This is a genomic window from Serratia sp. (in: enterobacteria) (assembly GCF_046715635.1).
Lineage (GTDB): Bacteria > Pseudomonadota > Gammaproteobacteria > Enterobacterales > Enterobacteriaceae > Chania.
The window spans coordinates 1-13,292 of record NZ_JBKJYW010000556.1 but is presented as its reverse complement, the minus strand read 5'-3'; the positions used below and the strand labels follow the sequence as shown (position 1 = coordinate 13,292).

Annotated in this window: 11 protein-coding genes and 1 other RNA gene; 6 read left to right on the top strand and 6 right to left on the bottom strand. The window is 55.8% G+C overall.

The window, feature by feature from the left end; all coding sequences use genetic code 11:
* Positions 1–74: 74 nt before the first annotated feature.
* An RNA gene (gene rnpB / locus ACLQ7H_RS28885) (RNase P RNA component class A) lies at positions 75–453 on the bottom strand.
* A gap of 235 nt (positions 454–688) precedes the next feature.
* Between rnpB and ACLQ7H_RS28880 the strand changes: the two genes are divergently transcribed.
* On the top strand, positions 689–1,183 hold the full coding sequence (locus ACLQ7H_RS28880) for an AAA family ATPase (RefSeq protein ID WP_411755641.1): 495 nt from the start codon (positions 689–691) through the stop codon (positions 1,181–1,183).
* 16 nt (positions 1,184–1,199) lie between these two features.
* Here ACLQ7H_RS28880 and rsmI read toward each other — a convergent pair whose 3' ends face one another.
* A complete protein-coding gene (gene rsmI / locus ACLQ7H_RS28875) occupies positions 1,200–2,069 on the bottom strand; it encodes a 16S rRNA (cytidine(1402)-2'-O)-methyltransferase (protein WP_411755640.1) in 870 nt (289 codons plus the stop codon).
* Positions 2,070–2,131: 62 nt separating this feature from the next.
* Between rsmI and ACLQ7H_RS28870 the strand changes: the two genes are divergently transcribed.
* The 4 genes from ACLQ7H_RS28870 to dolP are packed head-to-tail and all read left to right on the top strand — an operon-like array spanning position 2,132 to position 5,715.
* Positions 2,132–4,138, top strand: a complete 2,007-nt coding sequence (locus tag ACLQ7H_RS28870) for a penicillin-binding protein activator (RefSeq protein ID WP_411755639.1) — start codon at positions 2,132–2,134, stop codon at positions 4,136–4,138.
* The gene (locus ACLQ7H_RS28865) at positions 4,135–4,488 is read left to right on the top strand and encodes a YraN family protein (RefSeq protein WP_411755657.1); all 354 of its coding nucleotides are present in this window, start codon (positions 4,135–4,137) and stop codon (positions 4,486–4,488) included. Before ACLQ7H_RS28870 ends, ACLQ7H_RS28865 begins: the two co-directional genes overlap by 4 nt.
* A 50-nt stretch (positions 4,489–4,538) precedes the next feature.
* Positions 4,539–5,129, top strand: a complete 591-nt coding sequence (diaA, locus tag ACLQ7H_RS28860) for a DnaA initiator-associating protein DiaA (RefSeq protein WP_021806942.1) — start codon at positions 4,539–4,541, stop codon at positions 5,127–5,129.
* 10 nt (positions 5,130–5,139) lie between these two features.
* Positions 5,140–5,715 carry a division/outer membrane stress-associated lipid-binding lipoprotein gene (dolP, locus tag ACLQ7H_RS28855; protein WP_411755638.1) on the top strand — a complete coding sequence of 192 codons (576 nt, stop codon included), beginning with the start codon at positions 5,140–5,142 and terminating at the stop codon, positions 5,713–5,715.
* A 206-nt stretch (positions 5,716–5,921) separates the two neighbouring features.
* On the opposite strand, the gene mtgA is transcribed toward dolP, so the two are convergent.
* The 4 genes from mtgA to ACLQ7H_RS28835 form a co-directional block, all read right to left on the bottom strand.
* Positions 5,922–6,653 carry a monofunctional biosynthetic peptidoglycan transglycosylase gene (gene mtgA, locus ACLQ7H_RS28850; RefSeq protein ID WP_411755637.1) on the bottom strand — a complete coding sequence of 244 codons (732 nt, stop codon included), beginning with the start codon at positions 6,651–6,653 and terminating at the stop codon, positions 5,922–5,924.
* Positions 6,650–7,303, bottom strand: a complete 654-nt coding sequence (gene elbB, locus ACLQ7H_RS28845) for an isoprenoid biosynthesis glyoxalase ElbB (protein ID WP_411755636.1) — start codon at positions 7,301–7,303, stop codon at positions 6,650–6,652. The genes mtgA and elbB overlap by 4 nt, the downstream gene beginning before the upstream one ends.
* 237 nt (positions 7,304–7,540) lie before the next feature.
* Complete coding sequence (gene arcB, locus ACLQ7H_RS28840) at positions 7,541–9,880, bottom strand: aerobic respiration two-component sensor histidine kinase ArcB (RefSeq protein WP_411755635.1); 2,340 nt, start codon at positions 9,878–9,880, stop codon at positions 7,541–7,543.
* 115 nt (positions 9,881–9,995) lie between these two features.
* Positions 9,996–10,922 (bottom strand): TIGR01212 family radical SAM protein, encoded by a 927-nt coding sequence (locus ACLQ7H_RS28835; RefSeq protein WP_411755634.1) that lies wholly within the window; start codon positions 10,920–10,922, stop codon positions 9,996–9,998.
* A gap of 694 nt (positions 10,923–11,616) precedes the next feature.
* Here ACLQ7H_RS28835 and gltB point away from each other — a divergent pair.
* Positions 11,617–13,292, top strand: a 1,676-nt coding sequence (gene gltB / locus ACLQ7H_RS28830) for a glutamate synthase large subunit (protein ID WP_411755633.1), incomplete at its 3' end; no start/stop codon positions are given.

Here is a 13,292-nt window from a genome sequence, read left to right as displayed (position 1 = left end):
GCTGGTGTATCCCAGGTGTCTATCACTGTGACGTGAAATACGCTTGGGACACACCAACCCACTGTTTTAAAGAGGAGTGGAGTTGACCGGTAAGCCGGGTTCTGTCGTGGACAGTCATTCCTCTAGGCCAGCAATCGCTCACTGGCTCAAGCAGCCTACCCGGGTTCAGTACGGGCCGTACCATGTGAACCCCTATTTGGCCTTGCTCCGGGTGGAGTTTACCGTGCCACGGACTGTTGCCAGCCGCGCGGTGCGCTCTTACCGCACCCTTTCACCCTTACCTGATCCCGCTTGCGCGGGCCATCGGCGGTTTGCTCTCTGTTGCACTAGTCGTAGGCTTGCGCCTCCCAGGCGTTACCTGGCACCCTGCCCTATGGAGCCCGGACTTTCCTCCCCTCCATCTGTCTCCCCCGAAGAGGACGGCAATGAAGCGGCGACTGTCTGGTCAACTCCGGCGCGGATAGTAGCGTTGTGGTTGCGGCAGGTCAACCGTTTTAGGGGAAAGGAAAACAGATCTAGAGGCGCGCCCTATGGATATGCTAGCTTGGCGATATGAAACCAAGACCTTCAGCTCTGATTTGCGTCGAGATTATTATTTACCGCTTACCAACCAAGGTGGGATGACGCTCGTCAGTTTGTTCCCGCCGGTAAGGCGGGCCTTACCGGCATCACTCCAGTGAGGTTAACCATGACCCGTTCGCCCCAGAAACCAACCCTGCATCTTCTGTGCGGAAAAATAGCATCAGGAAAATCCACGCTTTCAGCCACGTTGGCAACCCAGCCTGGTAGCGTGATAATCGCGGAAGATCGCTGGCTTGCCCAGCTATACGCAGAGGAGATGCAGACCGTTGCAGACTATGTCCGCTGTAGTACCAAGCTGAAAAACGCCATCAAACCCCATCTGATCGCGCTGCTTAACGCCGGGGTAACCCTCATTCTGGACTTTCCGGCCAACACCGTAGCCAACCGTGAATGGATGATGGATATCATCCGCGAGTCGGGTGCCGATAACCAACTGCATTATCTCAACGCGCCCGATGATGTCTGCAAGGCCAGACTTCATGCCCGCAATCAGTCGGGCACTCATGATTTTGCCGCGACCGATGAGCAGTTTGATCTCATCACCCGCCATTTTGTTGAGCCGAATGACCAGGAAGGGTTCAACATCATTCGGCATAGCTGAGTCACAAAGCTGGAGCTCAGTCAGCCTGTTCTTGCTGCTCCAGCGCATGTTTATACAGCGCATTTTTCTTCACGCCGTGGATCTCCGCGGTTAACGCTGCCGCCTTTTTCAGCGGCAGCTCTTTTTGCAGCAGAGCCAGGGTACGCAGCGCTTCGAGCGGCAAATCGTCTTCCTGCGCCTTGTGGCCTTCCACAATCAGCACCATCTCCCCCCGGCGGCGCATCTCATCTTCCAGCACCCAAGCCAGCAGTTCCCCCACCGGGGCACCGTGAATCGATTCCCAGGTTTTGGTCAGTTCACGCGCCAGCACCACGTAGCGCTGTGGCCCCCACACGGTAACCATGTCCTGCAAACTTTCCAGCAAACGGTGGGTGGATTCGTAGAAAATCAGCGTTCGCGGTTCCTCTGCCAGCGCCAGCAGGGTATCCTTACGGCCTTTGGTTTTGGCTGGCAGGAAGCCTTCATAGCAGAAACGATCGGAAGCCACACCGGCGGCACACAGCGCGGTGGTAGCAGCACAGGCGCCTGGCAGCGGTACGACGCGGATCCCCGCTTCACGACAACGGCGCACCAGGTGATAACCCGGATCGTTAATCAGTGGCGTGCCTGCGTCACTCACCAGTGCTATGCTTTGGCCTTCCTGCAGTTTTGCCAGCAGTTGGTCCGCCTTCTGCTGTTCGTTATGGTCGTGCAGCGCAAACAACCGCGCGCTAATAGCAAAGTGTTGCAGCAGCAACCCGGTATGGCGCGTATCTTCCGCCGCAATCAGATCGACGCTTTTCAGTACCTCTATGGCCCGATGAGTCATATCCCCCAGGTTACCGATGGGGGTGGGCACCACGTACAGTGTCGATGCAGAAATAGCTGATTGTTGGTGTTGATTCATTGTTTCATCCGGATTGCCGATTTAATATTGAGCATCTTGAAAAAAACATCACTGGATACAGTATGCTTTCCTCAACATTCCTTCGTACCAAAGCAGGGCGATTAGTACCTGTTGTACTGGCAGCCTTGCTGTTAGCTGGTTGTCCAAGTCAGGTTCCACAAACTCCGCCCTCAAATATCCAGGACGAAGCCAGTGCCAACTCTGATTACTATCTGCAACAGTTGCAGCAAAGCAGCGATGATAACAAGGCTGACTGGCAATTACTTGCGATTCGCGCATTAACTCGCGAAGGCAAACTGCCACAGGCTAACGAGCAACTAAGCACCTTGCCGCAAAACCTGACGGATACCCAACAGCTTGAACGCCAGCTATTGAGCGCAGAACTGCAGGTGGCCAACAAGAATCTGGGCCCAGCCCGCGATGCGTTAAATAAAATAGACAGCAGCGCGCTGTCACCAAATCAGCTGGTTCGCCTGTATCAGGCGCAGATCGCGGCTAACCAGGGCCAAGCCTCACTGCCGCTGATCCGCGCCTATATTGCCCAGGAGCCGTTATTAAGTGGCCAGGCTCATCAGGATAATCTGGATAAAACCTGGCAAACGCTGCTTGGCCTGAAGCAGGCTGACATGAACAGCCTGGTGATTAACGCCAACGAAAACGTGCTGCAAGGCTGGCTGGATCTGTTACGTGTCTATCAGGATAACCGTCAGGATCCCGATCTGCTGAAGGCCGGGATCAAAGACTGGCAGAACCGCTATCCGCAGAATCCGGCGGCGAAAAGCCTGCCAGCCCAGTTGAATCAGGTGCTGAATTTCACCCAGGCTTCGACTGCGCATATCGCCCTGCTGCTGCCGCTGAACGGCCAGGCCAAGGTGTTTGCCGATGCGATCCAGCAGGGCTTTAACGCAGCGCAAAGTGGCATAACGCTCGCCGCGCCGGTTCAGACACCGCAACCAACCAATGATCCAGACCAGACCGTGGCGGCAACGCCAGACAATGCCAATGGAGCCGTAAGCACTTCGGCACCTGCCGCAGATGCAACTCAGGTAGCCGCAGTAGAACCCACCGCCCCAGTTCCTGTAGCTCCAGCCCCGGCAACCGGTGGGCAGGTGAAGGTCTACGATACCACCAGCCAGCCTCTGCCAGCGTTGTTGGCTCAGGCCCAGCAAGATGGCGCAACCCTGATCGTCGGGCCGCTATTGAAAAACGAAGTCGATCAGCTAGCCACTACCCCAACGACGCTGAACGTGCTGGCACTCAACCAGCCTGAGCAGCCGAAGGACAGCCCGAATATCTGTTACTTCGCCCTGTCGCCGGAAGATGAAGCCCGCGATGCCGCCCGTCATATCTGGGAACAGCAAAAGCGCCAGCCGTTACTGCTGCTGCCACGCGGCGCGTTTGGCGATCGCATAGCCAAAGCCTTCGCCGAAGAGTGGCAGAAACTCGGTGGCCAGACCGTGCTGCAACAAGGAATTGGTTCTGCCGGTGAGCTACGTCAGATGGTTAACAGCGGCGGGATCCGCATGAGCGGCACCCCGGTGGCCTCCCAGGCACCAGCGCAACAGTCGGTGACTATCGCAGGCCTGACTATTCCAGCGCCACCCAGTGATATCCCAGCCTCTACCGGCGGCGGCGTAGATTCGGTGTATATCGTCGCCACGCAGAGCCAACTGACGCTGATCAAGCCAATGATCGACATGACCACCAGTTCTCGTAGCAAGCCCGCCATGTTTGCCAGCTCGCGCAGCTATCAGGCCGGTGCTGGTCCAGACTTCCGTCTGGAAATGGAAGGCCTGCAATTCAGTGATATTCCTCTGCTGGCAGGGGCCAATCCACAGTTGCAGCAGCAAGCCACCGCCAAATTCCGCAACGACTATTCCCTGGTGCGCCTCTACGCCATGGGGATGGATGACTGGACATTGGCCAACCACTTTGCTCAAATGCGTCAGTTGCCAGGATTCCAAATCTCAGGAACCACCGGTGTACTGACATCTTCACCTAACTGTGTGATCACCAGGAAACTGACTTGGCTGCAATACCGCCAGGGCTCGGTCGTTCCGGCCTCCTGAGTCAACGCGCCAAGGGAGCGGGCTATGAGAGCCTGGCCCGCCAATACCTGGAGCGCGCCGGGCTTACCTTCACCGCCGCCAACGTGGCGGTACGTGGGGGTGAGCTCGATCTCATCATGCGTGATGGTCAAACCTGGGTGTTCGTCGAAGTCCGCTACCGCCGCAGTGCCGCCTTTGGTGACGCAGCGGCCAGCGTGACTTACCGCAAGCAACGGCGATTGCTGCATGCCGCCGCCGTTTGGCTGGCGGGGCGAGGAGCCAGTTTTGACACATCATCTTGCCGTTTTGATGTTTTAGCCATTACCGGTAGCCAGTTAGAATGGATACCCAATGCCTTCAATGCGGATTAAACCTGTTTACCGGTGTATGCCGGCCCTTTGACCTAGTGGATTAAAACAACGTGCTGGATAGAATCAAAGTCTGTTTTACCGAGAGTATCCAAACCCAGATTGCGGCGGCGGAAGCCTTACCTGACGCGATATCCCGTGCCGCGATGACCCTGGTTCAATCGTTATTGAACGGCAACAAGATCCTGTGCTGTGGCAACGGCACCTCGGCGGCCAACGCTCAGCATTTTGCCGCCTGCATGATCAACCGCTTTGAAACCGAACGCCCAAGCCTGCCCGCAATCGCGCTAAACGCCGATAACGTGGTGCTGACCGCCATCGGCAACGATCGTCTGCATGATGAAATGTATGCTAAACAGGTGCGAGCACTCGGCCACACCGGTGACGTGCTGCTGGCAATTTCCACCCGCGGCAATAGCCGTGATATTGTAAAAGCGGTCGAAGCTGCGGTAACGCGTGATATGACCATTGTTGCGCTTACCGGCTACGATGGCGGAGAGTTGGCGGGTTTACTCGGCCAGCAGGATGTGGAGATACGTATCCCCTCTCACCGCAGTGCACGCATTCAGGAGATGCATATGCTGACCGTCAATTGCCTATGCGACCTGATTGATAACACATTGTTCCCCCACCAGGACGATTAGAGGAACCGAGATGAAGCTAAGAGCCACATTTGCAGTGCTGTTCAGCGCCTTACTGTTACAGGGTTGCGTCGCGGGCGTTGTCGTTGGCAGCGCCGCGGTTGCCACCAAAACGGCGACCGATCCACGCACCGTAGGCACACAGGTCGATGACGGTACGTTGGAAGCCCGGGTCGAAAATGCCATCGGCAAAGATCAGCAACTGAAGAAAGAAGCCCGTGTCGTAGCCACTGCCTATCAAGGTAAAGTACTGCTGACCGGCCAGGCTCCTACCACCGAGCTCGCCAGCCGGGCGAAGCAGATCGCACTTGGCGTCGATGGTGCGGCCGAGGTATATAACGAAATCCGCCAGGGCACGCCGGTCAGCCTGGGCACTGCCTCTTCCGATACCTGGATCACCACCAAGGTGCGTTCACAGATCCTGACCAGTGATACCGTCAAATCTTCGAACGTGAAGGTCACTACCGAAAATGGCGAAGTGTTCTTGTTAGGTTTGGTGACACAGCAAGAGGGCCAGTCTGCGGCGCAGATTGCCAGCCAGGTTAGCGGCGTGAAGCACGTGACAACGGCGTTTACCTACGTTAAATAATCTCGTGAGTCGGGGTGAGATCGGCGTTGTCTGGTGCCCTCACCCTAACCCTCTCCCACAGGGAGAGGGGACCGATCGAGTTCGTTGCCTCTTCTGAGTAATGACCTATCTTTCTTCTTACGCCCGACTTTCCGAAGCCGCACGGGGCAAGCACGCGCTCCGTTCAGCTCCCTCTCCCTGTGGGAGAGGGTTGGGGTGAGGGGTCATCACTTCAGATCGTTCGCCGTAAGAAATCCTTCCCCACCCAACTGGCGCATCTGGCGCATGATCCACTGTTGGCGCTGGATCACGTACCCCGAAGGGGCTCCGGCCTTGAAACGATGTGGATTAGGCAGCACCGCCGCCAACAGGGCCGCTTCCGAGGCCGTCAGACGGCTTGCCGGCTTATGGAAAAAGTGCTGAGCCGCCGCTTCCACGCCGAAGATGCCGTCACCAAACTCGACGATATTCAGATACACCGTCAAAATACGCCGCTTGGTCCAAACCAGCTCAATACCCGCCGTTAGCCCAGCCTCCAACCCTTTGCGCACCCAGCTACGCCCATCCCACAAAAACAGGTTCTTTGCCGTTTGCTGAGAAAGGGTAGAAGCACCACGGATGCGCGTTGGCCGCTTTTCATTGTGGCTGAGCGCCTTTTCAATGGCCGCCACGTCGAACCCCCAGTGAACGGGGAATTTCTGATCTTCTGCCGCCATCACCGCCAATGCCATCGAGGGAGCAATGTCATCCATCGCTACCCAGTCGGAATGCGCCACATAGCTGAAATCACCGCTCAGCCAGGCACCGAGTTGCCGCTCCACCATAACGGCAGAAAACGGCACCGGCAGAAAAGCAAACAAGATGATCCCGGCCAGCCACAGGCCAACCACCGCAAGAACGCCGCGTTTAAACCACAACCACAGGCGAACAAGCCACGATTTACGTGAAAACCTTATCATTCCACCAGATCCAACACTCGTGAAACCAGCTTATCAATTCCCTGTGCCGCCTCGCCGATCGACTGAGTCAACATGTAGGCCGGGGTCGTGACGACCTTGTTTTCAATATCGACCACGATGTCATCTACCGGGCAAATCACCGGCTCCCCCCCCATGGCATCAATCACTTCACCCAGATCGGGATCGTTACCAATGGTCAATCGCAACGGTTGATCGAAAACTTTCGGCAACAGCGTTGGTGCAATGCACATAAACCCCATTGGTTTGTTTCTCTTATGCATTTCTCGAATAAGCTTAGACAAATCGGGATCCACTGAACATTCCGCCCCTTGCGTAGCAAAGCTGCTCAGGTTCTTCGCGGCACCAAATCCACCGGGCACAATCAGGGCATCCAATTGCTCGGCATCAGCCTGCGAAAGCGGCTGAATTTTGCCACGAGCGATACGTGCCGATTCCAGCAAAACGTTGCGACTCTCTGGCATTTCCTCGCCGGATAAATGATTAATAACATGTAGTTGTGGCTTATCCGGTGCAAAGCAGACCGCTTGCGCACCGGCACGATCCAGGGCCAACAAGGTGAGCACTGCCTCATGGATTTCTGCCCCGTCATAAACACCACAACCACTCAGCACTACAGCGACCTGTTTCATCGATATTCTCCCAGCCAGGACCGCCAGCAAAGGCAGGCCCAGAGGCAACAAATACTAACTACATCACATATTTTAATGATTCTTCTAACAAGAGCGCTTACATTTGCTATGTTGTTCGCTGTATGATGTACACGAATTCCGAAACACCTGCTCTACCAGAACGCTAAAAACCAATACGCAGGTTAATGATTTCCCTGGTGTTGGCGCAATATTCGCGCACCCCGGCCTCGGCTGGGGTCATTTTTTTTCAGCGTTCGCTACCCAAGCTCGCAGCACAGCCACATCATTGCGCCATTCCTGCTTCAGCTCATCGACCCACTCTTGCACGTTGTCTTGCCAGGCCGGTAACGTTGGCGTCTGGATCTGCTGGGCCAGCTGTTGCAGATGTTTTAGCCCGACGGAACCCGCGGCACCCTTGATTTTGTGCCCCTCTTCAGTGATCCCTTTTTCGTCCTTGGCGGTCATGTTGGAATCCAGCACCGCCAGATACCCCGGCATCACCTGTTCAAACATCGCCAGGCTCTGATGGATCAACTGCGGCCCCACCAGATCCATATACTGCTCCAGCATTGCGGTATCCAATAACGATTCATTAATCTGCATCGACTTTTGCTCCGTTTTCTTTGTGGTATGTTGGGGTTGGTGATCCCAGTAATGTTTGATCATCTTGGTTAAGGCCGTTACCGACAACGGCTTGCTCAGCACATCGTCCATGCCCGCTTCAAGATACTCTTTCTTGTCTTTCAGTACATTAGCCGTTAGCGCAATCAATGGCGGCAGTGAGCGGTCCGCATAACGCTCGCGCAGCTCACGGGCGATATCCAGCCCGCTCATATCCGGCAGTTGGATATCCAACAGCACCAGATCGAATTCGTCCGGGTCAAACATGGCTAACGCATCGCGGCCGTTCATCGCCACCGCGACGCTGTTGCCCAGCTTCTCCAGCACCGAACGGGCGACGATCACGTTCAGTTCGATATCTTCCACCAGCAGGATATGCAACGCTGGCAGCGGCATTTCTTCCACCGCCTGGACCTCATTGACCACTTCCTCCACCGCTGGCGCCTTGATGGTCAAGGTGAAGCAAGAACCATGCCCTTGCGCGCTGTTTACCGTGATATCCCCACCCATACTCTGCGCCAGCCGTTTGGAGACCGCCAGCCCGATCCCGGTGCCGGTCGCCGGACGGCCGCCGTTCTGGTCTTTGACCTGATAGTACATGGCGAAAATCTTGTCTTGCTCATCCTGCGGGATCCCCATGCCTGAGTCTTCAACCTCAAACACGATTTGTTCCTGCCCTTCGCGCCTGACGCGCACCACGATCTGGCCTTGCTGGGTGAATTTCACCGCGTTACCGATCAGGTTCCACAGGATCTGCCGCAGGCGTGTGCCATCCGTAATGATTTTCTGCGGCAGCGGTAGCTCGGGTTCCATCACGAACTGCAGCCCTTTCGGCTGTACCAGCAGACCGGAGAGGTTCTCCAGATCCGCCAGGAAACCGGTAAAGTCGACCGGCTGATTGTCCAACTGGACTTTGCGCCGCTCGAGCTTATCCATCTCGATAATGTCGTTGAAAATATTGCCCAGGGTGATGGCGCTGACGTGAATGGTTTTCAAATACTTCAGTTGCTCATCGTTCAGTTCGGTATCGAGCAGAATACGGCTCAGGCCGACGATGCCATTAAGCGGCGTACGAAGCTCGTGGCTGATCGTTGAGATAAAGGTGGTCTTGTCCCTGCTGGCGTTCTCCAGCGCGTCCTGGTAGCGCTTACGCTCGGTTATATCGCGGCCAAAGCCCATCAGCCCGTGACGTTTGCCCACGCGGTCGTAAAACGGCACCTTGCGCAGTTCAAAACAGGCCTTGCGACCATCTGGATACTCCAACCATTGTTCATAGGTCAGGGAGACGTTGTGGCGGAAGACTTTCTCATCGGTTTCGATGACTTTTTCGGCGATCTCTTTGCTGTAGACATCAAAGGGGGTCAGGCCAATCAGCTGTTTTTCACTCTTGCCAGTCAGCAGCTCCATCGCCCGGTTGCAGCCGGAAAACTCTTTTTCTTCGTTGCGGTAGTACACCAAATCGGGGGAGGCATCGAGGAAAGAGCGTAACAATACCGATTGTTGGCCCAACTCCACCTGTGCCTGTTCACGCTGCTCCATCTCTTCGGTCAGCTTGTCCATCACCTGTTGGCGATCTTGTTCCGCCTTGATTCGGTCGGCAATTTCCTGATTGAGCTGGCTGATGTTTTCTTGCATCTGCTGGTTCAGTGCGAGGTCGCGATTGCGCATCTCCTCAAGCTTATCCACCAGCCGGGCCAGGCGCTGGCGCGACTCTTCCAGTTGCTCTACCACCACCGAAAGGAAGTAGACCGCCCACGGCGTGATCAGCAGGCCGAAGAAGATAGAGCGCACCACATCGATGCTTTCCACTTCTCCACGCAGCAGCATGGTGACCGCCATCTGCACCACCATCGCCAGTATCACCAGCGCTGAAGCCAGCAACAGCGAAAAGCGCACCAACCCCAGTTTTACCATCAAATCAACGTAGTACTGGGCTAACACCCGGATTTGCTTCATCTGCTATTCCCATCAGACATAATCTCTCAAATCATACCGTAAAATGCGGTTAAGATAAGAAACCTTACGGTGAAGTGTGGGAATGGTTGCAATTCGCAACTTGAAAGCGGGGGTCTTAAGGCAGGTATTGCTGGTCTGCCGCCAGTGCCGAGCCCTGGCCGCCATAGCGCTGAAGATATCCTCCGACGGCCTGCATGCCGTTCCAGCGATTTTCGCACCATAATGGTGCCAGCAGGGTGGGCCGCCGGGCGCTGGCCGAAATGCGGTGGTAGATAATCTCCTTCGGCGTATGGCGGATCATTTCCCCGGCGCTGAATGCGTAATCCTCCAGCGACAGCTCAGGCAAACGCCCCGCCTGCCAGGCTCGCGCCATGGTGCTACCGGTGACGATATGCAGTGGGTGCAGCTTGATGCCGTCTACCCCACTCTCCGCCACCGCTTGCAGCGTAGCCAGATGATGTTGATGAGTCTCACCGGGCAGGCCAACGATCAAGTGGCTGCATACCTTCAGGCCGCGTTCCCGCGCCAGGCGGCTGGTCTGCTGGTAACAGGAGAAATTGTGGCCACGGTTGATGCGCTTTAGCGTTTTATCTTGCGCCGTTTGCAGCCCCAACTCCAGCCACACCTCGAAGCCCTGCTCACGGTAGCCTGCCAGCAGATCGAGCGCCGCTTCCGGCACACAGTCTGGCCGGGTGCCGACACAGATACCCACCATCTCGGCCTGCGTCAGCGCCTGCCGATACATGTTGGCCAACAGTTCAACTTCAGCATAGGTGCTGGTATAGGCCTGGAAATAGGCCAGATAGCGCTTGGCCCGGTTAACCTTCTGCGCCTGAATGGCCAGCTGCTCCGCAATGCTTTGCTGCTGCATCTGTTCATCGGCAAAAGAGGCCACGTTGCAGAAAGTACAGCCGCCGCGCCCCAGCGTACCGTCGCGGTTTGGGCAGCTAAACCCACCGTGCAGCGTGAGTTTGTGGATCTTCTCCCCATAACGGCGCTGAAGATCGCTACCAAACATATTGACTAATTGCGGCAACTGCATAATCTTACTGATTCCCTGTGTTTGAAGGCCGTTATGCTAATAAGAAACGGCTTTTCCCGCGATGACAGGGATCAACGCTTTTCCCCAAAGGCCGCCGCAGGCATAACTATTCATTATCAGTGCAAATAAAATCACTTTTATCTCGATGAAAGTTTCTAATCCTCAGCGCACTGTTAACAGCTTTATGACAAAGCGATGAAAATAGTTATAAACAACAACAAATAGATATTTACCAGAATAAAACTCTGGCATTGCCGTCAGCACTAGCATGGTGCAGAGATTCAGGCATTGCACTATAGTGAGACAGCTCACATTTTTGCGGCACTTCCCTTGCCTTTCCTGCGCGCTAAAAAGGTCTGAAAAAACTTATTTTTCATCATCATAAACCTCATGCAAGCCATCAAAATCCCTGTTAAGCCCATATTTGACCTGCGTATTCTTTCTCGCTAAGTTGGAGGTCCGCTGGAAGCTTTCTGGACGGGCAAACGTCTCGTCATAATTATGCAGTAATTTAAGACTCCCTCTTAAAACAAGTCATTTACCACTTGTGAGAACCGTCACGAGAGGCCATTGATGGAGGGCGGAAAAGCAGATTGGCGATATTAACCTTGCTGATTGGACTTCTGCCTGAAATTGAGCAGGCCCTTCGCAGTGGGTTGTAAGAGTCACACAGAGCCTGGGGAGGTTCACTGATATGCTGTACGATAAATCCCATGAGAGGGACAACTGTGGTTTCGGCCTGATCGCCCACATAGAAGGCGAACCTAGCCACAAAGTGGTGAGGACCGCTATTCACGCACTGGCCCGCATGCAACACCGTGGTGCAATTCTTGCTGACGGCAAGACTGGCGACGGTTGCGGCCTGTTATTGCAAAAACCCGATCGCTTTTTCCGCATGGTGGCGCAAGAGCGCGGCTGGCGTTTAGCCAAGAACTACGCCGTTGGCATGATGTTCCTCAGCCAGAACGAAGAGGAAGCCCGTGCCAGCCGCCGCATTGTTGAAGAAGAGCTGCAGAACGAAACGCTGTCGATCGTCGGCTGGCGCGAAGTTCCTACCAACCCGGACGTTCTCGGTGAGATCGCCCTCTCTTCCCTGCCGCGTATTGAACAGATTTTCGTGAACGCCCCTGCGGGCTGGCGTCCACGTGATATGGAACGCCGCCTGTTTGTGGCGCGTCGCCGTATCGAGAAGCGCGTCCAGGACGACAGCTTCTATGTGTGCAGTTTCTCCAACCTGGTGACGATCTACAAAGGTCTGTGCATGCCAGCCGATCTGCCACGCTTCTATCTGGATCTGGCCGACCTGCGGCTGGAATCGGCCATCTGCCTGTTCCACCAACGTTTCTCAACCAATACCGTGCCACGCTGGCCTCTGGCACAGCCGTTCCGCTATCTGGCGCACAACGGTGAGATCAACACCATCACCGGTAACCGCCAGTGGGCACGTGCGCGTACCTACAAGTTCCAGACCCCACTGATCCCGGATTTGCAGGCCGCCGCGCCTTTCGTTAACGAAACCGGCTCCGACTCCAGCTCGCTGGACAATATGCTGGAGCTGCTGCTGGCAGGCGGTATGGATCTGATCCGTGCCATGCGTTTACTGGTGCCACCGGCCTGGCAGAACAACCCGGATATGGACACCGACCTGCGCGCCTTCTTTGACTTCAACTCGATGCACATGGAGCCGTGGGACGGCCCGGCAGGCATCGTGATGTCCGATGGCCGCTACGCCGCCTGTAACCTGGACCGTAACGGTCTACGTCCGGCGCGCTACGTCATCACCAAAGACAAGCTGATCACCTGCGCTTCAGAAGTCGGCATCTGGGATTACCAACCGGATGAGGTCATTGAAAAAGGCCGCGTCGGCCCTGGCGAACTGATGGTGATCGACACCCGCAGCGGCAAGATCCTGCACTCCGCCGAAACCGACAACGATCTGAAAAGCCGCCACCCGTATAAAGAGTGGATGGAGAAGAACGTCAAGCGTCTGGTGCCGTTCGAAGACCTGCCGGAAGATCAGGTGGGTAGCCGTGAGCTGGATGACGCCACGTTGGAAACCTACCAGAAGCAGTTCGGCTACAGCAGCGAAGAGCTGGATCAGGTGATCCGCGTACTGGGCGAGATCGGCCAGGAAGCCACCGGTTCAATGGGTGACGATACCCCGTTCGCCGTGCTTTCCAGCCGCCCGCGCATCATTTATGACTACTTCCGCCAGCAGTTCGCTCAGGTCACCAACCCGCCGATCGATCCGCTACGTGAAGCCCACGTAATGTCTCTGGCCACCAGCATCGGCCGCGAGATGAACGTGTTCTGTGAAGCCGAAGGCCAGGCTCACCGCCTGAGCTTCAAATCGCCGATCCTGCTGTATTC

Coding starts and splice junctions, on each gene's coding strand:
- arcB (WP_411755635.1), bottom strand. CDS start 9,880: ATGAAGCAAATCCGGGTGTTAGCCCAGTACTACGTTGATTTGATGGTA.
- ACLQ7H_RS28880 (WP_411755641.1), top strand. CDS start 689: ATGACCCGTTCGCCCCAGAAACCAACCCTGCATCTTCTGTGCGGAAAA.
- ACLQ7H_RS28870 (WP_411755639.1), top strand. CDS start 2,132: ATGCTTTCCTCAACATTCCTTCGTACCAAAGCAGGGCGATTAGTACCT.
- rsmI (WP_411755640.1), bottom strand. CDS start 2,069: ATGAATCAACACCAACAATCAGCTATTTCTGCATCGACACTGTACGTG.
- dolP (WP_411755638.1), top strand. CDS start 5,140: ATGAAGCTAAGAGCCACATTTGCAGTGCTGTTCAGCGCCTTACTGTTA.
- mtgA (WP_411755637.1), bottom strand. CDS start 6,653: ATGATAAGGTTTTCACGTAAATCGTGGCTTGTTCGCCTGTGGTTGTGG.
- elbB (WP_411755636.1), bottom strand. CDS start 7,303: ATGAAACAGGTCGCTGTAGTGCTGAGTGGTTGTGGTGTTTATGACGGG.
- ACLQ7H_RS28835 (WP_411755634.1), bottom strand. CDS start 10,922: ATGCAGTTGCCGCAATTAGTCAATATGTTTGGTAGCGATCTTCAGCGC.